12 protein-coding genes are annotated in these 21,884 nt (G+C 72.7%); 4 read left to right on the forward strand and 8 right to left on the reverse strand.

The annotated features are described in order from the left end of the window. Positions 1–170: 170 nt before the first annotated feature. On the forward strand, positions 171–2,420 hold the full coding sequence (locus ACZ6ZP_RS06540; protein ID WP_469405718.1) for a bifunctional glycosyltransferase/CDP-glycerol:glycerophosphate glycerophosphotransferase: 2,250 nt from the start codon (positions 171–173) through the stop codon (positions 2,418–2,420). Positions 2,421–2,490: 70 nt separating this feature from the next. Next, a complete protein-coding gene (locus tag ACZ6ZP_RS06545) occupies positions 2,491–3,405 on the forward strand; it encodes a class I SAM-dependent methyltransferase (protein WP_469405720.1) in 915 nt (304 codons plus the stop codon). Between the two features lie 53 nt (positions 3,406–3,458). On the opposite strand, the gene ACZ6ZP_RS06550 is transcribed toward ACZ6ZP_RS06545, so the two are convergent. From ACZ6ZP_RS06550 to ACZ6ZP_RS06580, 7 genes are all read right to left on the reverse strand, one after another. Continuing rightward, a complete protein-coding gene (locus ACZ6ZP_RS06550) occupies positions 3,459–4,637 on the reverse strand; it encodes a glycosyltransferase (RefSeq protein ID WP_351170951.1) in 1,179 nt (392 codons plus the stop codon). Continuing rightward, positions 4,634–7,441, reverse strand: coding sequence for a bifunctional glycosyltransferase/CDP-glycerol:glycerophosphate glycerophosphotransferase (locus ACZ6ZP_RS06555; RefSeq protein ID WP_469405723.1), 2,808 nt, complete (start codon positions 7,439–7,441; stop codon positions 4,634–4,636). The genes ACZ6ZP_RS06550 and ACZ6ZP_RS06555 overlap by 4 nt, the downstream gene beginning before the upstream one ends. After that, positions 7,438–10,932, reverse strand: a complete 3,495-nt coding sequence (locus tag ACZ6ZP_RS06560) for a CDP-glycerol glycerophosphotransferase family protein (RefSeq protein WP_469405724.1) — start codon at positions 10,930–10,932, stop codon at positions 7,438–7,440. The genes ACZ6ZP_RS06555 and ACZ6ZP_RS06560 overlap by 4 nt, the downstream gene beginning before the upstream one ends. Positions 10,933–11,118: 186 nt before the next feature. Then, positions 11,119–11,952 (reverse strand): TylF/MycF/NovP-related O-methyltransferase, encoded by an 834-nt coding sequence (locus tag ACZ6ZP_RS06565; RefSeq protein ID WP_469405726.1) that lies wholly within the window; start codon positions 11,950–11,952, stop codon positions 11,119–11,121. Positions 11,953–12,007: 55 nt separating this feature from the next. Beyond that, on the reverse strand, positions 12,008–12,748 hold the full coding sequence (locus ACZ6ZP_RS06570) for a class I SAM-dependent methyltransferase (protein WP_469405727.1): 741 nt from the start codon (positions 12,746–12,748) through the stop codon (positions 12,008–12,010). Between the two features lie 46 nt (positions 12,749–12,794). Continuing rightward, positions 12,795–13,991, reverse strand: coding sequence for an acyltransferase family protein (locus ACZ6ZP_RS06575; protein WP_469405729.1), 1,197 nt, complete (start codon positions 13,989–13,991; stop codon positions 12,795–12,797). Then, positions 13,988–15,724 (reverse strand): hypothetical protein, encoded by a 1,737-nt coding sequence (locus tag ACZ6ZP_RS06580; protein ID WP_469405731.1) that lies wholly within the window; start codon positions 15,722–15,724, stop codon positions 13,988–13,990. The genes ACZ6ZP_RS06575 and ACZ6ZP_RS06580 overlap by 4 nt, the downstream gene beginning before the upstream one ends. Before the next feature lie 154 nt (positions 15,725–15,878). Here ACZ6ZP_RS06580 and ACZ6ZP_RS06585 point away from each other — a divergent pair, with 154 nt between their 5' ends. Continuing rightward, positions 15,879–16,868, forward strand: a complete 990-nt coding sequence (locus ACZ6ZP_RS06585; protein WP_469405733.1) for a hypothetical protein — start codon at positions 15,879–15,881, stop codon at positions 16,866–16,868. A 24-nt stretch (positions 16,869–16,892) separates the two neighbouring features. Continuing rightward, positions 16,893–19,727, forward strand: coding sequence for a stealth conserved region 3 domain-containing protein (locus ACZ6ZP_RS06590; protein ID WP_469405735.1), 2,835 nt, complete (start codon positions 16,893–16,895; stop codon positions 19,725–19,727). Here the strand turns inward: ACZ6ZP_RS06590 and ACZ6ZP_RS06595 are convergent. After that, positions 19,712–21,808: a bifunctional glycosyltransferase/CDP-glycerol:glycerophosphate glycerophosphotransferase gene (locus tag ACZ6ZP_RS06595; protein ID WP_469405736.1), complete on the reverse strand. Its 2,097-nt coding sequence runs from the start codon at positions 21,806–21,808 to the stop codon at positions 19,712–19,714. The genes ACZ6ZP_RS06590 and ACZ6ZP_RS06595 overlap by 16 nt on opposite strands. Positions 21,809–21,884 lie beyond the last annotated feature (76 nt).

Below are 21,884 nucleotides of genomic sequence, written 5' to 3' on the forward strand. Positions count from 1 at the left end.
GCCGGGTGGACGATCATGCCCGGCACAGGCGCATATGTTCGACGAGTGAGGCGGTCCTCCAGCGGGGCCGCCTCACCCGCACCCATCCCCCAAATGCCGCATAAGGCGTAACTCGACCGGATGTCGGGGCGTTGCCGGGCAGTGTGCCCGCGCCGACCCATGGATGTGCCTTGCCCCGGTTCAGTGTCATCGTGCCCGTGTACAAGGTGCAGGCGTATCTGCACGCATGCCTCGCATCGGTCCTCGGCCAGTCGTTCACGGACCTCGAACTGATCGTCGTCGACGACTGCTCACCCGATGCGTGCGGCGCCCTGATCGACGAGTGCGCGGCCCGTGACACCCGGGTGAAAGCGATCCATCTCAGGGAGAACGTGGGCCTGGGGCGGGCCCGCAACGCCGGCATGGAGCACGCGAGCGGCGACTACCTGATCTTCCTCGACGGCGACGACACCCTCACCCCGGACTCCCTGCACGCGATCTCCGACCGCATCAAGGAGACGGACGAGCCGGACGTCCTGATCTACGACTACGCGCGCGTGTTCTGGTCGGGCGAGGCCGTGCGCAACCAGTTCGCGAGCCTCCTGCGCCAGGACGGCAACGTCCCCTTCCGGCTGACGGACCGTCCAGGCCTGCTGCGGCTCCTGATGGTCGCCTGGAACAAGGCCTACCGCCGCGACTTCATCGAGCGCGAGGACTTCACCTTCCCGCCCGGCCTCTACGAGGACACGCCCTGGACCTACCCGGTCCTGATGACGGCGGACACGATCGCCACCCTCGACCGGGTCTGCGTGCACTACCTGCAACGCCGCCGGGGCAGCATCCTGCGCACCACGACCCGCAGGCACTTCGACATCTTCGACCAGTACGAGCGGGTCTTCACGTTTCTCGACGAACACCCGGAGCTCTCGGCGGCCTGGCGGTCGCTGCTCTTCCGGCGGATGGTCGACCACCTCTCGACTGTCTTCACCAAGCGCGACCGCCTCCCGCGCGGCAGCCGCCCCGCGTTCCTGCGCAAGGCCCGCACCCACTACCGCCGCTACCGCGTCCCCGGCGCCCGCCCGCGCACCCGCACCCGGCTGCGGCACGGCCTGGTGCGCCTGGGCACGCACCGCACCTACCGGACCGTGTGGACGGTACTGCGGGTCAGGTCGAGGGCCAGGCTGTACGTGACGCGGGCGCGGCGCCGGACCAAGGGCGCCCTGCTGCAGGTGCACTACCGCATCCAGCTGCGCCTGCCGCTGCGCGCCGACCGCGCGGTCTTCTCCTCGTACTGGGGGCGCGGCTACGGCTGCAACCCCGGCGCCCTGGAGGCCGCGCTGCGCGAGCACGCCCCGCACATCCGCACCGCGTGGATCGCCGACCCCGTCCACCACCACACCCTGCCGACGGCGACCCGCAGGCTGCGCACCGGCACGGCCGCCTACTGGAGCGCCCTCGCGCGCTCCAAGTACCTCGTGAACAACGTGAACTTCGACCGCAGGCTCGTCAAGCGCCCCGGCCAGATCATGATCCAGACCCAGCACGGCACTCCCCTGAAGCTGATGGGCCTCGACCTCCAGGACCGCCCGGCCGCCGCCCGGGGCATGGACTTCGCCGCCCTCCTGCGCAACGCCGACAAATGGGACTACGTCCTCTCGGCGAACCGGCACTCGACGCTGGTGTGGGAGCGCGTCTTCCCCGCCTCCTTCAAGACCCTCGAGTACGGCTATCCGCGCAACGACATCTACCAGCGGGCCGGCTCGGCGGACGTGGCCCGCCTGCGCGAGAGCCTCGGCATCCCCCAGGGCGCGGTCGCCATCCTCTACGCGCCCACCCACCGCGACTACCGCCACACGCAGCTGCGCTCCCTCGACCTGGAGCGGCTGCTGCACAACCTCGGCCCCCGATTCATCGTCCTGACCCGCGCCCACCACTCGTACGGGGCACCTCTGGCGCCCTCGTCGGGCCGTCTGATCGACGTCTCCGACCATCCGAGCGTCGAGTCCCTCTGCCTGGCGTCGGACGCCCTGGTCACCGACTTCTCGTCGCTGATGTTCGACTACGCCAACCTCGACCGCCCCGTCGTCCTGCACGCCACCGACTGGGAGGCGTACGAGGCGGCCCGCGGCACCTACTTCGACGTGCGCGAGTTCCCGCCGGGCGCGGTCGCGCGCAGCGAGGACGAGCTCACCGACATCTTCGCCACCGGCCACTGGCGCGGCTCGCGCTCGGCCCAGCTGCGGGCCGCGTTCCGAGACCGCTTCTGCGTGTACGACGACGGGCGGGCCGCTGAACGAGTTGTGAGGCATGTGGTGCTCGGCGAGGCCGGAGGTCTACCGTCTGTGACGCCACTGGCGGACCGGCACCCGGCGCCGGCCGCGGGGGTGGCCGACGAGCCGCTGCCGCGCGCGGACGTCTCCCGGCCCACCCCGAGCTTCTAGCCGCACCGTGCTCCTGACGGCACTCCGCGTGCGCCGCACCGTCCTCCTCCCCCCATCCCCGGGACCAGATATGCAGAACGCTTCCGCCACCCCGTCCGCGAACGCCACCGCGACCGGTCAGGACACCGGTCAGCTGCCTCAGCCGGGCCGACTCTCCGACGTGAAGGGGTGGTTCCATCCGGTCGACCAGGTCCTCTTCGACTGGATCCTGAGCCGCCAGCTGGAGCGGAACCAACGCGGTGACCTGCTCGAACTCGGCGCGTATCTGGGCAAGAGCGCCATCTTCATGGGGGCGTATCTGCGTGCCGATGAGGCCTTCACGGTCTGCGACCTCTTCGACTCGCCCGCCCCTGACGAGGCCAACTCCGCCGAGATGGGCCGCTCGTACGCCACGCTGACGCGCCGCGCCTTCGAGGCCAACTACCGCTCCTTCCACGACGGTCTGCCGCGGATCGTCCAGGAGCCGTCCTGCGGGATCACCGCGCATGTGGAGGCGGACAGCTGCCGCTTCGTGCACATCGACGCCTCGCATCTGTACGAGCACGTCCACGCGGACATCGCCGCCGCCCGGGAGGTTCTCGGGCAGGACGGGATCGTCGTGCTCGACGACTTCCGGGCCGAGCACTGTCCGGGCGTGGCCGCGGCGACCTGGGGCGCGGTGGCGAGCACGGGGCTCAAGCCGCTGTGCATCACGGCCACCAAGTTCTACGGGACGTGGGGCGGTTACGACGCGATCCACGCCGATCTCGCCGCGTTCCTGAAGGAGCGCGACGACATGTGGCACGGGGCCGAGGAGGTCGCGGGCTTCCCGATGATCCGGATCAGCGGCAAGAAGGCGAAGTCCCCGGAGCAGCCGGTGTCCCGGCACGCGGGCGAGGCGGCTCCTCGGACGCCGGGTCCTCAATCCCTCGCGGCGACCGCCGGTGCCGGAAGCAGGGCCAGGGGCCTGCTGTCGTCCCTGCTCGCGCGCTCGGGCCGCTCCTGACGGCAGTCCGCCTGGTGGCTCCCCCGCGCCCCCGAGGGGCGCGGGGAACCGCGCTACCTCTCCAGCAGCTCGAACAACTCTTCCCAGCGCGCCAGGACCCGCGCCTCGGAGAACCGCTGCACGTTCCTGCGGGCCCGCTCCCCCATCGCGTCCCGGAGCCTCGGATTGCCGGTGAGGCGCAGGAGCCGGTCGGCGAGGGCCTCGATGTCGCCGGCGGGGGCGAGCAGGCCGTCCTCGCCGTGGCGCACGAGTTCGCGGACGCCCGGCGCGCAGTCGAAGGCCGCGCACGGCACCGCACTGGCCATGGCCTCCATCAGGGCCAGCGGAAAGCCCTCGCCGCGCGACGACTGCACGAAGAGGGAGCTCTCGGCGAGCACCCCCGGCACATCGCTGGTGCGGCCACGCCACTCCACCGAACCGTCGAGCCCCAGGCGCGTGCACTGCCGCTTGAGGTCGGCCTCGTCCGCTCCGGCGCCGTAGATCCGCAGCGTCCAGTCCGGGCGCCGCGGGGCCACGAGCGCCCAGGTGTCGACGAGCATGTCGACGCCCTTCTGGTCGGCGAGCCTGCCGATGCTGCAGACCACCTTCCCCGCGCGCGGCGAGGGCACGTGAGGGAGGTGGGCCAGGGCGTTGGGCATCGCGCCGACGTTGTGCATGCCGTCCGCGATCCAGTCGTCGGCGTCCTCCTGGGTGAGCGCGAGCCAGCGGTCCACGGACGGGTAGCTGCGCTTGACCGCCTTGTAGCGGTGGCAGGCGCGGGTGTAGGCGTACGACTCGTGGCTCATGCCGATGATGCGCAGGCCCGCGGTGTCCGCCTCCCTGACCCACTCCATCGACCAGACCTGCGTGACGATGGCGACCGCGCCGGGGCGTGCGGCACGGAAGATCTCCGAGAGCCGGTCGACGACCCGCCGTTTGGCGGTGAGCCGTGCCCTCTCGCGGCACCGCGCCGCCACGTTGAGACGGCCCAGGCCCCGTGCCGGGCGCGGGGTCGGCGGATGCTCGCGGTAGAGGCTGGTCACGGGGTAGCCGACGTCGTCGGGCAGCCCCATCTTCAGCTCGGCCTCGTGGACGCCGATGACGTGCACCCGGTGGCCGTTGTCCTGAAAGAGCCGGGCCATCTGGTGGGTCCAGGCGGTGACGCCGCCGAGCTCGTCGACGGTGTTCGCGAGGAGGAAGATGTCGCGGCTCCTCGTCGCGGTCCTGGCCATCGCCGTGGTAGCCGTGGTCATGCGCCGCTCCCCTTCTCCGTGTTCCCGAACCGCTCCCCGAAGAGCGTGTCCACCACTTCGGCCGCGGCCCGCCCCTGGTCGTACGCGCCGAACCGCCCGGCGAACGCCCGCCGGGCCTCGGCCCACGCGCCGTCGGTCTGCTTCAGCGTGCCGAGCACGCGCAGCAGCTCCTCCTCCGTCTCGACCACGGGCCCGCCCGCGTCCTCCCGCAGATCGAAATAGCTGCCCCGCTCGGCGAGGTACGCGTCGAGGTCGGGGGCGAAGTGCACCAGCGGCCGGTCCAGGAGCGCGAAGTCGAACATGATCGACGAGTAGTCCGTCACCAGGACGTCGGCGAGGCAGAGCAGTTCGCTCACGTCGTGGTGGGCCGAGACGTCGACGACCGTGCCCGGCGGGCACACCGGGAGGCTCGCCGCCTCCATGTAGTGGGCGCGTACGAGGAGGACATGGGTGTCCCCGAAGCGGTCCGCGAACGTGCGTACGTCCAGGGGCAGCCGCACCGCCTTGTTGTTCTTGGGCAGGCCGCGGAACGTCGGCGCGTAGAGCACCACCGTCTTGTGGTCGGGGATGCCGAGGGCGGCGGCCGCGGCGGGGCGGGGGAAGCGGCCCGACGCCTCGTCCGCGGCGCGCGCGGCGATCAGGCGGTCGTTGCGCGGGTAGCCGCAGCGCAGCAGTCTCTCCTCGGGGATGCCGTAGGCGCGGGCCAGGGTGTGCACGTCGTGCTCGGAGCGGACCAGGAAGTGGTCGAAGCGGTCGACGGCCCGCTGGAGCCACTCGCGCTGCGGGGCGTTCTGCGTCTTCACGCGCGCCTCGTCGAAGCCCATGCGCTTGTACGCGGAACCGTGCCAGGTCTGGAGGTACGTGGTGCGGCGCGGCTTGGTCAGGCCGTGCGGGAAGCCCTGGTTGTCGATCCAGAACTCGGCGCGGCCCAGCGCCCACAGATAGCGCCAGGACCAGCGGCGCACCAGGGCGGCCGTGTCGGGGAACCCGTCGGTCGAGTCGGCGTACGCCCAGGTGCAGTGCAGCCGAAGGCCCCGGGCGAGGATCTCCTGGTGGACCGCGCGCGGGCTGTCGCCGTAGCACCTGCCCATGTGGCTCTCGAAGACCACCGAGCCCTTGCGGACGGGCAGCCGGCGCAGCGCCCGCCGGTAGACGCGCTGCTTGACCACCTTGCCGTTGAGCCTGTCCCACCGCTTGCGCAGGGCGCGCAGCCGAAGCCGCAGCTTGCGTGCGGGGCGGAAGTGGGTGACGTAGTGCAGGGCCGCCCGCAGGGTGCCGGTCGCGCGGTGGCGGGGGGCCAGGCGCAGCGACACCTTGTTCGCGCCGGTGACGTCGATGGCCGGGGCGTGCCGCACGGTCTCCGGCTCGGCGACGAGGTCGCTGGTCAACTCCTGGTCGCCCGCGCCGAGATGCAGCCGCGCCTCCCAGGTGCGGTCGCGGACGCCGAGGTCCCGCAGCCCGGCGGTGAGGCCGACGGTGGCCCGCCATACGACCGCGTGCCCGTCGTAGTGAACCTCGTCCACGGGTACGCGAAAGCCGCGCCGTCCCGTGCCGGGCGGCCGCACGTCGAGCCGGGCGGTGAGCGGCGGCCGGTTCGGAACCAGACCGCCGGGCAGCGCGAGACGCCCTTCGAGGACTGCCTTGCCGCCGTCGACCACACACCCGGTCAGACGGTTCAGCAGGCGCACGTCGCTCAACTGCCGGTACTGATGGCCCAGTTCGGTGACATCGAGCAGGTCCCGTACGCGCGGGTCCTCCAGGCCGTCCGCGCGCCAGTAGACCTTGCCGTCCCGCTCCGTCAGCTCCGAGACGACCGTCCCCGGCCGGGCGAGGGCGTACGCGGCCGCGAGCACGCCCTCCGCGTCGCCCTCCGCGAGCAGGCGCACGCACACCCGCTCCACGGGGTCGAGGGCGTCCAGGGCGCGCGCGTCCGCGCGGCCTTCGAGGTGCGGGGCGAGGTCGGCCGTGGCCCGGCGCCGTTCCTCGGCGGTGAGCTGCGGGAACGTACGGGCGCAGGGCAGCACGTGGTCGGTGAGGAAGGCCCGCTCGCGCCGGTCGGCCAGGTCCAGGCGGCCCAGGCTCACGAGGAGACCGGCGACGCGGCCGTTGGCGACGGCGAGCGCGAGGATCTCGCGGGCCAGGTCGGGCGCCGCGCGGTGGGTGGTGATCAGGTTCGGCACGAGGGTGATGCCGCGGGCCCCGAGGGCGGCCTCGACGCCGAAGAGGACCTCGCTGTGGTCGAGGTCCTCGGCGTACCGCAGACGCGCCGCGTCGATGAACTCCCGGCGGACGCAGAACCCGGCGGTCAGGGAGTCCCTGGCGACGAGTTCGGGCGCGTCGGCGAGGTTCTCGACGCCCCTTGTCCGCGCGTGCAGTGGGGCCTGCCAGCCGGGGCCGCGCTCCTTCTTGCCGCTGCCCGTCAGCCGCGTCCAGCGGCCCGCCACCAGATCGGCCCCGGTGGAGCGCGCCGCGTCGAAGAGGTTCCGGCAGGCGTGCCGCTCCAGGAGTTCGCCCTCGCCGAGCACGACGACGTACCGCCCGCGTGCCGCGTCGAGGCCGAGGTTCCGCGCTGCCGCCACGGACAGCGCGCCGCGCGCACGGACCAGGCGCACCCGGTGCGGCTGGTCGGCGGCGAGCGCCCGCGCCGCGTCGCGCGCGGGACCGTCCGTCCCGGGGTCGACGACGACCGCCTCGACGTTGCCCATCGTCTGGTCGAGCACGGAGCGCACCGACTGTTCGAGCGCGTCGACGTCCGAGCGGGCGACCACGACGCAGCTGACGTCGTGCAGTTCCGGCTTGCTCATGCGCGGCCTCCTTCGAGCATGGCGTCCACGACACCGGCGGCCGCGTGTCCGTCGTCCAGATCGCAGAAGGCCTCGCGGAATCTGTCGTACGCGTCGGCGTACGCGGCGGTCGCGGCCCCCGGGTCGCGCAGGGCGGCGATCACCTCGTCGCCGGTGGCGAGGAGCGGGCCCGGCGCCTTGGCCTCGAAGTCGAAGTAGAAGCCGCGCAGGGTGTCGCGGTAGTGGTCGAGGTCGTGGGTGTGGAAGAGCATCGGGCGCCCGGTCTGCGCGAAGTCGAACATCAGGGACGAGTAGTCCGTCACCAGGACGTCGCTGATCAGGAGCAGTTCGCCGACGTCCGGATGGCGCGAGACGTCGCGCACGGAGTCCGAGCCGGGGACGGTGCCGCCGACGAGGTAGTGCCTGCGGACCAGGAGCACCTGGTCGTCGCCGAGGGCGCGGGCGGCGGCTTCGAGGTCGAGGGGGAGGTCGAGGGCGTAGCGGCCGGACTGCTTGGGCTGGTTCTCGCGCCAGGTGGGGGCGTACAGGACGACGCGCTTGCCCTCGGGGATGCCGAGCCGTTCGCGCACGGAGGCGGCGACCTTCGCGCGGTCGGCGGCGTGCAGCAGGTCGTTGCGCGGGTAGCCGCGTTCCAGGACCTCGCCGGTGTAGCCGAAGGCGCCGCGCAGGACGGGCGTGGAGAAGCGGTTCGGGGAGACGAGCAGGCTCCACTGGTCGGCGCGGCCGGGCAGCGTCGCCATGTAGGCGCGGTCTCCCGACGCGTGGCCCGCGAGGTCGCGGCCGATGCGCTTGAGCGGGGTGCCGTGCCAGGTCTGCACGACGTACTGGCCGTGGGCGCGCTCGAACCACGCGGGCAGCTGGGTGTTGGTGACGATGTAGCGGCAGCGGGCGAGGGCCTCGTACCACTCGGCGCTCCACAGGGTGACGGGCGCGGCGCTCCCCGGCAGGTTCACCTGCTGGTCGCGCACCACCCACAGGTGCTCCAACTCGGCGCCTCTGGAGACCAGTTCCTCGTGCACGGCGCGCGGCGAGTCCGAGTACTGCCTGCCGTCGAAGCTGCAGTACAGGACCGCGTCGCGCAGCGGCTCCCCGCGCCGGGCCGCGTACACCTCGCGCAGTCGGCGCTGGCGCGGCGCGCCCCGGTCGGCCATGGGCAGCGCGGAGCCGGAGCGCAGGTGGAGGCCGTCGTGGGCGTGCCGCTTCAGGCTGATGTCACGGCCCGACCTGGTGCGCAGGAGGGGGAGTTCACGGCCCTTGCCGGGCGCCACGCACACCGGGGTGTACTGGTCGGGGTCCGTCTCGCCGGGGGCGCGCAGGAAGAGGTTCCAGCGGCCTTCGGAGAGCGGCAGGATGCCTCCGGGTCCCGGCAGGGCTTCGGGGCGCAGTGCCGCGGCGAACCGCCCGCCCTCGATCCGCACCGGTGCCGCGGTCTCCTCGCCGTGGCCGCCGTGCACGAGGACCAGCTCTGCGGGGCGGGCCGCGGCGTCGGGGTGGCTGCCCTCGATGCGCAGCTCGTCCTCCCAGGTCACGCTGTCGACGAGCGGCCGCACGGTCTGGTCGCGCAGCTCCAGGTTCCCCGACGGGTTGGCGAGGACGAGGAGTTCGCGTCCCGGCAGCAGTCCGTACCGCCCCGGAGACACGTCGGGGCAGGCGGCGAGCGGTGTGCGGGCGCCGCCCTCGCGGACCAGCGAGACACCCCACGGATCGGCCTTGCGGGGCGCGCCGGTGCGCTCGTTCTCACCGGCGTGGAAGAGGCCGAGGGGCACGTCCGCGCTGAAGTCGCGACCGTTCACCAGGGCCGGGGCGAAGTGCGTCTCCTTGGTGTGCCAGTTCTCGATCCGCAGGGCGTCGACGGCCTGCGACTCCCCCGGCGCGATCCTGCCGTGCAGCCGGATGACGCCGCCGCACCCCTCGTGCGCCACGAGCCGCGCCGCCACCCGCTCCGTGCGCAGCCGCAGCCGCCCCTTGCTGAGGGTGACGGCCACCCGCAGGAACTCCTCCAGATACCGCACGGGAAGCCGCGGGGCGCTGCCCGTCCTGACCGGCCCGGTGCGCGGCAGGAGCCCGCTGACCACGCCCATCTCGATCTTCCAGGTGGTGCTGCGCCGCTTGGTGACGGTCCTGCGCGGGTCGACGACCGTCTCGAACCCCGACCGGTCGTAGCTGTGCAGGCCCTGCTTGGAGCGGTACGTCGCCTCACGCGCGCGCACGGTGCGCAGCTTCAGCGGCAGCACGCGCCGCCGTCCGGCCCGCAGCCAGGCCACCCTGGCGCGCGCCCCGATCCGCCCGGCGGGCAGGTTGGGGATGTAGGCGTAGCCCTTGAGCCGGAGCCTGCCCCGCTCGTCCCAGGCGATGTGGGTGAGCTGTGCGCTGAGCGGCAGGTCGGAGCGTTTGAGGGCGACGGTCTCGCGCGGCAGTCCGCCGATGCCGGGGAAGTCGGCCCGGCGCCGGCGCAGGCCGCGCACCCGGAAGGCCTCGGGGTGGGACTTCTCGTACGTCATGAAGGCGAGCAGGTCGGTGACCCGGCGCTGGCGGATGAGCTGCCAGCGCACGCGCAGGGCGAGCGGCAGCGCGGCGACGACCGCGGGGGCGACGGTGTCGAGGAAGGCGTTGGCCTGCTCCATGAAGGCGTCGTGGTACGCGGCGTCGCCCTGCGGCAGGGCCTCCATGAACATCCACAGGTCCCCGGCGAGCACCGTCGTGTCGTAGCGCCGCTTGGCGTCGGCGAAGACCTCCGCCCGCGGCGTGCCCGCCGTCTCCACGGCCTTCCCCGCGAGGAAGCCGCTCGCCGCGAGGACGGCGGCGGTGCGGTCGCGGATGGCACGGGGGTTGGCACGGCGCTTGCTGATGGAGCCGTCCCTGTCGCGCCAGAGGTAGATGGGCTGCTTCAGTACGTCGACGGACTCGGCCAGGAAGTGGGCGGGGATCGTGACGGAGATGTCCTCGAACAGCACGCCCTCGGGGAAGGCGAGGCCGTGCCGGTCCCAGAAGTCCCTGCGGAAGACCTTGTTGCAGGTGATGCGATCGCCGAGCAGCTCCCAGTCGCGGGTGACGTGCGTGCCGCTGCGGTCCGACTCCATCGCCTTGCGGAACATCGGCGACTGCTCGCTCCTGCCGCCCGAGCGCAGCCGGTGGACGTTGCCGGTGACGAAGTCGGAGCCGGACTTCTCCAGAGCGGCCAGCATCCGCTCGTAGGCGTCCCGTGGGACGACGTCGTCGCTGTCGACGAACGCCAGGTAGGTCCCCCGCGCCTCGCGCACCCCCGCGTTGCGGGCCGCCCCGAGCCCCGCGTTCTCCTGCTCGACCAGCCGGAATCTGGCGTCATCGGCGGCGAACTCGCGGGCGATGCGCGGACTCCCGTCGGTGGAGCCGTCGTTGACCATGACGACTTCGAGGTCCGGCATGGTCTGCTCGGCCAGTGACCGGAGGCAAGGGCCGAGAAACTCCTCGACGTTGTAGATGGGTACGACGATGGCGAGTCGGGGTGTCATGCGCTGCGCACATTCCTTCCGGAGAACTGACGGGCACGGCTGCGCGTCCTGCTGGGGGTCACCCGGTTAACAACGACCGCCCGTCCGGGTCACCCGTACGGAGCCATTCGAGTGATCACGCCGACGGGCCCGGAACCCGGCGGCTCCGGGCCGCCGGGCGCAGGGCCCGCTCAGGTGCTGCGCCGGTCAGGGCTTGACCGCGATCCGGCCCTCGTCCATGCGCAGGAGCAGCAGCCGCTCACCGGTCTTGTCCATGAACTCGTCGACGGCCTGGCGGGAGCCCTGCCAGTAGCCGTAGTCGTCGATGAGCAGGACGCCGCCGCTGACCAACCGCCCGTACAGGTGCTCCAGTTCGTGCTTGGTCGAGGCGTACCAGTCGGTGTCCAGGCGCAGGACGGAGATCTGCTCGGGCGCCTGCTTGGGGACGGTGTCCTCGACCTTGCCCCGGACGTAGTGCACGCGCTCCTTGGGGTAGGGCACCTTCTCGAAGCCCGACTTGACGTCGTCGAGGGAGGCGACCGCCCAGATCGGCCGGTCCTTGCCCTGCACCTTGAGCAGCTCCTCGGCGGACGTCCCGTCCAGGCGCAGGTCCTCCTCGGTGGGCGGGGTCATGCCCTCGTAGGTGTCGAAGAGGTACAGGTCGCGCTCGGTGTCACCGGCCGCGAGCAGGGCCTTGGCGCAGGCCTGCATCGAACCGCCGCGCCACACACCGCACTCGACGATGTCGCCGGGGATGCCGTGCCGGACGACGTGCCGGGTGGCCAGGATGAAGGCGTTCAGCCGTTCGGGAGAGGTCATCGTGAACGGCTTCACCGCACGGATGATCTCCTTCGCCTCGTCGTCGTAGTCGGCGGGGAGGCTCAGGGCCTTGGGCTTCGGCTTGGGCTTCGCCTTCGGTGCCGGTGGGGCGGGCTTCGGTGCGGGGACCGCCGCCGCGCGCTGGGCCGGCACGGGTTTGCGCGTCAGCTGGTATCCGGTCAGTTGCTTCAGGGCGCCATTCACAGCGCGTCGCCATGCCATGGAAGCGGACAGTACGCGCAACTCGTCCGCAATGTCACGCATCGTCAACATAAGTTCATTTGGCGTCACTTGGCGTCGTCATGGGCTCCTCGTCCACCGAGCGCGGGGCCACCACCTTCGGCCTGCCGCACAGGGCGCGGCCCTCGATGGGCTCGGGCAGCGGGACGCCGTCGACCCCGCCGACCTTGTTCGCCCACCACTTGGTGGTGCCGCGCACGAACGCCATGGTGAGACTCGGGTAACTCTTGGGCCGCTGGAACACGCCGACGGAGTCGCCCCAGTAGGCGTGCTTGGCGTCGATCTTGCCGTAGGCGTGACGGATGCCCTTCATGGGCGGGAAGTCCGTGTAGGCCTCGCGCAGTTCGAGCCGGGTGTACGCGGCCAGCGCGCGGAACCCGTCGGGGTAGTAGCGCCAGCAGTCCTGCGCGTCGTGCACGTGGCCGCGCGAGGGCGCCGTCACGAAGGCGATGCCGTCCGGCTTCAGGACGCGCGCGATGTCCAGCATCGTCGCCCAGAAGAAGGGGATGTGCTCGAAGGCCTGCCCGGAGATGACGAAGTCGGCGCTGCGGGACTTCACGGGGATGCGGTACGGCTTCGTCATCACCGCGTCGACGTTGCGGCCGTCCAGGACGTCGACGCCCACGTATTCCGTGTCACGCCCTTCGAGCAGGGCCTTGTGGGTGCGGGTCTGCCCGTCGGAGACCCGGGCACCGAGATCGACCACCCGGTGACGCTTGCCCGGGGGCATGTACTGCTCCACACAGAGTTCCATCTGTTCGTACGCGGACTGGTGCACGCTCTCCTCCAAAGGGGTTCTTCTGCGCGTTGCTCGCGTTCAACGTTTATCGGCACAAAGGGTCACGTCGTCCAGGCGTCTTCGCCGCCGCGCTCTTGGCGCCCCACCCGCGCGGGGTGTGCCGGGCGCACCACTTCCTCGCCGGTTCCTCGACGTACTTGAACAGCGCCCAGGACAGCGCGGTCACCACGACCGCCACGCCCAGGAGCGTGAAGACCGCGTAGTCGGACGGCTGCGGGCGGCCCCAGGTGTCGATGATCAGCCGGTTGAGGGTCTGGTGCAGCAGATAGAAGGCGTACGACCAGAGCCCGAGCAGCACCATCGGGCGCGAGCAGAGCCAGCCGCGGTGTCCGGCGAGCTCGCGCTGGACGTAGGCGGCGATGAACAGGACGGCGAAGAGGGCAGCGACCGACCTGAGCGCCCAGGTGAGTTGACCGGCCGCGTACGGCCCGAACAGGGCCAGGCGGTTGCTGTGGACGACCACGTACGCGACGAAGCAGGCGAACAGCACCGGCGGGTGCAGGGGGAGGCGGTGGCCGCGGCGCAGGGCCAGGGCGCAGGCCATGCCCACGCCGAACTCCGGAAGCCGGGTCAGCGGGTGCCGCATGACCCATTCGCTGGAGAAGGGGGAAAGGTGGGTGGCCGTCCACCAGTTGAGCGCCCACATCGCGACGAGGCCGCCGACGGCGAGCAGGACCAGGGTGCGGGCGCGCATCCGCAGGGCGCCGCGGACGGCGTACGGGAAGAGGAGGTAGAAGAAGACCTCGACGCTGAGGGTCCAGGCGACGCCGTTGCCGGGGAACATCGGGGTGACGCCGGGGAACCACGTCTGCACGAGGAACAGCGAGGCGACGAAGCTGACGGCGTCCGTCGGCACACCGCCCCAGAGGTAGAAGACCCAGACGCAGGGGATGGTCGCGACCAGGTGGGCGGGCCAGATGCGGCCGAAGCGGCGCCAGTAGAAGAGGCGGGCGCGGGTGCCGGGGCGGTGCCCCCAGGTGAGCAGGAATCCCGAGAGCACGAAGAAGAAGTCGACGCCGGTCGCGCCGATGATCGAGTACGGGAAGAGCAGCGGCGCGTGGGCGACGCCGCCGTGGGAGCTGACGCCGGTGAAGTGGTGCACGAACACCGCGAAGGCGGCGAGGAAACGCATCCCGGTGAGGGAGTCGACCCGGGACGCGGGGTCGGCGGTGGCGTCCGGTCCGGGGAGGGGCCTGGTCTGCCGGGGGAGGGCCGTCGTCATGCCGGGGACCCCTCTCCCGCGCGCAGCGCCGGACCGCAGCCCGCCGGGCGCATCTCGGCGACCATGTGGTCCAGGGTGGGCTTCACGCGCTCGCGCAGTGCGGTGATCCGGGCCGGGTCGCGTACGGCGTCGGCGCGGACGAAGTCGCCGCCGTTGCCCTCGCGGTAGAGGGGGACGTACCCCGCGGCGGCCAGGCGGGGCGGGGTCAGGCCCGACTTGACGGTCCAGGCGGCGTGCACGTGGAGCAGTTCGGGGCGCACCTCGTGCAGGACGTAGGCGCGCAGGGCGGCGGGGTCGCCGGCCGCGTAGGCGTCGGCGACGCGGCGGTCGGTCAGGCCCGCGACGTCCACCACGCGCAGCCGCGAGGTGAGCAGCGTGCCGCCCAGGTCGGGCAGGGCGACGGTGGCGTCGCGCAGGCCGAGGTAGCGGGCGTACGCGTTGAAGGTGTGGCCGTAGCGCTCGGCGACGAAGCACATGGACAGGGTCGGGCGCTGGACGAACCTGCGGTCCTGCGCGGCCTGTCCGGTGACCGAGAGGAGCAGCGCGCCCGCGACGGCGCAGCCGACGAGGGCCCGCGCGCGCGGGCGTTCGGCGCGCCAGACGACGGCGGCGGCCAGGGCGAACGCGGTGGCGGCGAGCACCCACACCGGGGTCGCGAAGCGGTACAGCGCCATCCAGTCCCGGCCGAGCACGCCGTACGCGAAGAGCGTCAGGGCCAGCGGCACGAGCAGCGCCACCAAGGCTCTGCGGGCGGGCCCGTGGCGGGTGAGCGCGGTGCCGACGCAGGCCGCGCCGATCAGGGCGAGCGCCCATCCTCCGTACGTCAGCAGCTCGCCGGCGGTGGCCAGTTGGCCGATCTGCGGCGGCTGCTGGGCCTTGGCCACCGCGGTGTTCGGGACCCAGAGCCCGAAGGTCGCGTACCGCCACAGCAGGAAGACCGTGTAGGGCAGCGCGAACGTGCCGCAGCCCAGCACCACCGCCCGCAGCGCGTGCGCGAGGTCGCCCCGGCGCAGGAGCAGCAGCACGGCCAGCGGGTGGGCCGCCGCGAGCACCGCGCCGTCCGGCCGGGTCAGCGCGGCCAGCAGCGCGAGGGCTCCCGCCGCCGCGGCGACGGCGGGCCGCAGCAGGGTGCCGCGCACGGCCGCCCGGACGAGCAGCGCTCCGGTCGCGGCGGCGGTCAGCGCGTACAGCGGGTTCTCCAGGCCCGAGAAGGACCACGCCACGTACGACAGGTTCCCGGCGAGCAGGCCGCCGGTCAGGAGCGTGACGGCCCAGGCCCGCCCCGGCAGGACGGCACGCGCCGCCGCTGCCACGCAGGCGAGGACGCCCGCCGTGCAGAGCAGCGCGAGGGCCTTGGGGTAGAGCACCAGGTCGCTGACGCCGAGGAGCGCTCCGTGGTCGAAGAGGCCGAGCCTGCGGCCGATCAGGAGCAGGGCGAGCCAGGCGGGGTTGGAGTACCCCTCGACGGGGTCGGCGCCCGGCTGCTGCACGGGGCCCAGGCCCTCGTCGATGCTGCGGGCGTAGGCGAAAGTGATGGCGGCGTCGTCGACGATCCACTGGCCGAGCGTGCTCGCGCGCCAGGCGACCAGGAGGGTCGCGAGGGCCACGGCCGCGGGGTCGGCCCAGCGGCGGCACAGGGCCGATGCGGTCGTCGGGCGGGCCGAAGAGGGGACTTCGGCCGGTGGTGCGGATGGTTCCTTGCGGCGCTGGAACTGCGCGAGAGGACTGATCATTAAGGGACTAACTTACACATATCGCCTCACGTCACTCCCTCCTCCGCCAGGCGGGTGACCCGGACGCGGCCACACCCGCATCGGGGCGACCAACGGGCCGCGCGGGAACGAACAACAGGCAAAGTGGCCCAATGCGCCACATTGGGTTCACGCCATGACCCCGGTCCTGCCGCCCGCGGCCCGGCGGCTCCTCACCACCGCACGGGCCACGCGCTTCCGTGCGGAACGCGCCGCCGCGGGCCGGGTCGGCAACGGGGCCCAGACGCTCCTGGCGCCCGTGCACCTGTCGATCCGGGACAGCAGGACGCTCAACGTCGCCGTCGCCGCCCTCCCCGACGAGCAGGTCGAGCGGGCCCAGCTGGTCCTCTCGCGCGGCCACCGCAGGTTCCGGGTCCCGCTCGCCTTCGAACAGCACGCCCACGGTGGCCTGCTGCTCGCCGGGACCGCCACGCTGCGCGACGTGCTCGCCGCCGGGGACACCCGGGCCGGTGCGCGCCTCGGCGAGGGCGTCTGGCGGCTCACGGTCGTCACCGTCGACGCACTCGGGCGTGTCCGGCGGCGCGGCATCGGCATCGAGGGGGAGAGCGAACTGCCGCCCACGCCCACCCTCCGCCACGCCCCCGACCCGCGCACCGGCACGCTCATCCGCGTCGTCCGGTGCCGCAGCGGGCGCGCGGTGCTGCAGGTGACCCGGTCGCGGCCACGGGCCGAGCTCGTGCGGTTCGTGCCCGGCGGCGACGGCATCACCGTGCACGGGCGGCTCGTCATGGCGGGCTCCCGGCGGCGGTGGCGGGCCAAGGCCGTGCGGCGGCGCGACGGGGTCACCGTGCCGGTCGGGGCGGTGTGGGAGGGCGCCGCGTTCACCTTCCGGCTGCCCCTGGGGGAGATGGCCGGGGCCGGTCCCGGCCAGTGGGTGTGGGACTTCCACGTCACGGGGGACACCCGGGACACGGCGAACCCGGGCGGGCCCACGCTGCCGCTGGGCCGCTGGCTCTCCGACGTGCGTGACCCCGCGGCCTCCTGCCCCACGCCCTTCCGCGTCTTCGCGCTGCCCGGCGGCTCCCTCGTCCGCGCCCACGCGCACTTCACCAAGTCCGGTGGCTTCGCCGTCACGTGCTGGGACATCACGGATCAGACCTCATGAACGAGACCTCGTGAAGGAGAGCTCATGAAGATCACGTACCTCCTCGGCTGGGGCGACGAGATGGGCGGCACCGAGCTGGCCACCTACACCCAGGCGCAGCACCTCGCGGACCGCCACGACGTCGAGGTCATCTCCGTCTTCCGGACCCGCCCCGAGCCCTTCTTCCCCGAGGCCCGCAGCCTGCCCGTCCGCTATCTCGTCGACCGCACGGCGTCCCCCGAGCGCCCGGTGCGCGCGTCGCGCCTGGACGAGGCCGCCTGCCGCACTCTCGCCGCGCTGCCCAGCGAACTGATCAAGCCCGCCTGGGAGTCCGCCTTCGACCGTCTCTCGGACATCGAGATGGCCGCCGCCCTGACCAGCCTGGACACCGACGTCCTGGTCACCACGACGCCCGCCCTGATGGCCGCCGCCGTCGGGCTCGTCCCGGCCAGGGTCGTCACCGTGCACCAGGAGCACCGCCCCACCCAGCGCCGCGGCCCCTCCGGCGAGCCGCTGCTCCTGCACGCGCCGCGCCTGGACGCCCTGGTCACCCTCACCGAGCGCACCCGCGACTGGATCGCGGAGTCCCTCGGCGCCACCGCCCCCGAGCTCGCGGTCATCCCGAACGCCGTGCCCGACGGCTTCCGGCCGCGCGCCGACGGCGAGAGCAAGGTCATCGTCATGGCCGCGCGGCTCACCGGCGAGAAGCGCGTCGACCACGCGGTCCGGGCCTTCGCCGAGGTCGCCGACGCCTATCCGGAGTGGACCCTGCGCGTCTTCGGCGGCGGCCACCGCGAGCAGCACCTGCGCCGCCTGGTCGACGGCTTCGGCCTCCAGGACCGCGTCGAACTCCTGGGCCCCTGCCAGGACATGGCCGCCGAGTGGGCCAAGGCGGGGCTGACCCTGATGACCGCGGGGCACAACGAGGCGTTCCCGCTCGTGCTGCTCGAAGCGCTCGCCGCGGGCGTGCCGGTGGTCGCGTACGACGTCCTGACCGGACCCGCCGAGATCGTCAGGCACCGCGTCGACGGACTGCTCGTGCCGCCCGGCGAGATCCATGAACTGGCCGCCGCGATGAGCGAGTTGATGGGTGACCCGGAGACCAGGCGCAGCTACGCGCACGCCGCCCGCGAAGGCGTCTACGCCCGCTTCTCCTCCACCGACGTCACCGCCCACTGGCAGGAGCTGTACTCCCGGCTCGTGGCCCGGCGCGACGCCCCCGAGCGGCTCGACGACCGCGCGGACCGGGTGGCGCTCGGCGTCGCGTCGGGCGGCAGCGGCTTCCGCCCCACCACGCCGTACACCCTGGACGCCGCGCCCGCCCCCGAGGAGCGCGCCCGCGAGGACGAGATCCTCGAAGCGGACACCAGCGGCCTGGTCATCCGTTCGGTGGGGCGGCTCGCCGAGCGCCGCGACGACGTCCTGGCGCCCGACATGACCGACTGGAACCTCGAGCTGGCCGCCACCGCACTGGAGTCGGAGGACATTCCCTACGTCCTGGTCCGCACGTCCGGCACCACGCACACCCTCGCCGTGGCCGACGACGAACGCGACGGCGCGCTCAAGGCCATCGCCGAGTCCCTGCACGGGCAGCCCGTCTACGCCGAGCTGATCCATCCGCGCGACGCCGCACCCGGAGTCGTGCTCGCGGAGCGCCTCGACGGCATCGGCGAGGTCGCGGGCATCAAGCTCTTCAAGCCGGTCACCACGACCACGCTCTCCCTGCGGCACGGCGTCCAGCAGTCCTGCACGGTGGCGTTCTGGCCGCGGGCCGCGGACGGCGGGCCCGGCGGGACCGACACCCGGCGCGCACCCTTCGGCACCACCCTGGCCGGGTCCGAGCTGCCCTCGCTCTCCCCCACCGCGACCCTCCGCGTCGCCGACCGCACCTACCCGACCCTCGACGTCTTCGCCCAACTCCTCATCGGTGACGTGGACTTCCCCATCGACGCCGTCTACACCTGGGTCGACGACTCCGACCCCGAGTGGCACGCGCGCCGCAGGGCGGCCCTCGGCGGCCCCGACGACGAGACGTCCGCCGACCACGGCGCCGTCCGCTTCCGCAACCGCGACGAGCTGCGCTACTCGATGCGCTCCCTGGCGATGTACGCGCCGTGGATCCGGCACATCTACCTCGTCACCGCGGGCCAGACCCCGTCCTGGCTGAACGAGGACCACCCGGACGTCACGGTCGTCGACCACCGCGACCTGTTCGCCGACCCGGACACCGCGCTGCCCACCTTCAACTCGCACTCCATCGAGAGCCAACTGCACCGCATCGAGGGCCTGTCGGAGCACTTCCTCTACCTCAACGACGACATGTTCCTGGGCCGCCCCACCACCCCGGAGACCTTCTTCCTCAGCTCGGGCACCTCCCGCTTCTTCTGGTCGTCGGCGTCCGTGCCAGCGCTGCCCGTCTCCCCGGACGACGAGGGCTATCTGGCCGCCGCGAAGAACAACCGGGAGCTGCTCAGGCGGGAGTTCGGCAGGACGGCGACGCACAGCTTCTTCCACGCGCCCTACGCCCTGCACCGCAGCGTCCTTGCGGAGCTCACCGAGCGCTTCCCCGACGAGCTCGAAGCCACCGCGCACAGCCGCTTCCGCTCCAACGGCGACCTCGCCCTGGTGTCGTCCCTGCACCACCACTACGCGTACCTCACCGGCCGGGCCGTGCCGGCGGGCATCGCCTACGACTTCGTGGACATCGGGAGCCGCGCCGACCACGCGCGCCTGGGCCAGCTGCTCCAGGGCCGCAACAAGACGGCCTTCTGCATCGGCGAGTCCCCGGACAGCGAGCTGGCCGACGAGGAGATGGCGCTGGCCATCCGCTCGTTCCTGACGGCGTACTTCCCAGTCCGCTCCCCCTACGAGCGGGGCTGACCCTCCAGGAACAGCCGCCGCACCACCCGCTCGGCGGCGCCCCCGTCGTCGTACGGACAGAACCGCGCCCGGAAGGCCTTGCGCAGCTGTGCCGCTTCGGCCGTGTCCCATTCCCCGCTGCGGAAGAGCCCGACGAGCTCCTCCTCGGTGGTGGCCACGGCCCCCGGCGTCTCGCCCGCGCGGCCGGAGAGCAGGTCGAAGTAGGTGCCCCGCGCGAGGCGGTACGCCTGCCAGTCGGGGGCGTACGTCACGATCGGGCGGTCCAGGCAGGCGTAGTCGAACATCAGCGACGAGTAGTCCGTGACCAGGGCGTCGGCGGCCAGGCAGAGGTCCTCCACGCGCGGGTGCCCGGTGACGTCGACGAGCTGCGGGTGGGCGCGCAGGCCGGCGTCGGCGCCGTAGAAGTAGTGGGCGCGCACGAGCACGACGTACGAAGGACCCAGGGAGCGCACGAAGCGTTCCAGGTCGACGCGGGGCAGAAAGCCCTTCTGGTAGTCGCGGTGGGTGGGCGCGTAGAGCAGGACCGTCCGGCCGTCCGCGATGCCCAGCTCCTCGCGGATGCGCGCCCTTTCCTCCTGGTCCGCCGTGAAGTAGACGTCGTTGCGCGGATAGCCCGCCTCCAGGGCCTGGTACGCCGTCGAGGGGTAGACCCGCTCCCAGACCTCCGTGGAGTGCGGGTTGGCGGAGAGGCTGAAGTCCCACTGGTCGGTGTGGTCGAGGACCTTCTGGAAGCTGATGCCGTGCGTGCCCGCGGGGTAGCGGCGCTGGTCCAGGCCCATCTTCTTGAGCGGCGTCCCGTGGTGGGTCTGGAGGTAGACCTGGCCGGGGCGCTTGGTGAACCCGCCGGGGAAGCTGGAGTTGTTGATCAGGTACGTCGCTCGCGCCATGGTCTGCCAGTAGCGCCGCGAGCCCTCGACGACGTACTCGATCCCGGCCGGTACGCGGTGCTTGTGCCGGGACGAGACCACCCACACGCCCCGGATGTGCGGGGCGAGTTCGCGGGCCTTGGCGTGGATGGCGGCCGGATTGCAGGAGATCCCGCGGTTCCAGTAGGCGCCGTAGACCGCGAGGTGGGGGTCCAGGGGGCGGCGCAGGTCGGCCCGGTAGGTGAGGCGCATGGCGCGGGCGCGCAGCTTCTTCTTCCGCTCCTTGAGCCTGCGGGTGACGCCCGTCCTGCGGGAGCGGCTCTTGCGCTGGGCCTCGTAGGCGGCGTACGAGGCGGTGGCGAGGGCCTTCTCGCCCGGGGTCGGCGCGGGGCCCGCCGGTCCGTACGTGCGGTAGAGGCGGGCCGCCCCGCGGAAGAAGTCACGGCGGTCGCGCGGCGCGACGCGCCCGGGGTCGTCGAGCACGGCGAGCAGATGCGCTGCCGCGTGCGGGACGAGCCGGGCGCGGTCGGCGGGGTCCGCGGCGGCGAGCAGTTCCTCGTAGCGCCCGATGAGCGCGAAGTGCTCCCGGCCCGGCGACTTGGCGAAGCTGCCGCCGCGCCGCTCGCGCCAGCGGACGCAGGCCTTGTCCAGGACGGCGGTGCGGGCGCCGGGGGCCAGCGTCGCGCGCCGCACCGGCACCACGTCCTCGTAGGCCCCGTCGCTGAACGCCAGTCGGCGCTCGTGCCAGAAGTCGCGCCGGAAGACGCGGTTCCAGGCGGCGACGGTGACGGCAAGCGGGTCACCCGCCAGGTCGTCGCCGCCCGCGCGCACGCTCTCCCACCAGTCGACGCGGTCGTGGCCGAAGACGAGCACGTCCGGCCCGTCCGCCGCGTCGAGGGCTTCGGCGATGGCCTCCAGGGCGCCCGGCAGGAGCAGGTCGTCGCCGTCGAGGAAGAGGAGGTGGGTGCCGGTGGCGCGGTCCGCGCCGATGTTGCGGGCCGGGCCCGGACCCGCGTGCGCCGGAAGACGGACGAGTTGCACGCGCGGGTCGCGCTCCGCACACTCCGCGGCGATCGCGGCGGACGCGTCCGGCGACGCGTCGTCCACGACGATCAGCTCCAGATCGGTGCAGCTCTGGTCGAGCACGGAGTCCAGGCATTCCCTCAGGTAGCCCTGGACGCGATGGGCGGGCACGACAACCGAGAAGCGCGTCATGGACACCGACAGTAATCAGCCGGACACGCCCTGTCGAAGACCGCGCATCACTCATTGGGATGAAGGAAGGCAAAGA

This window comes from Streptomyces sp. NPDC054047 (assembly GCF_055585065.1).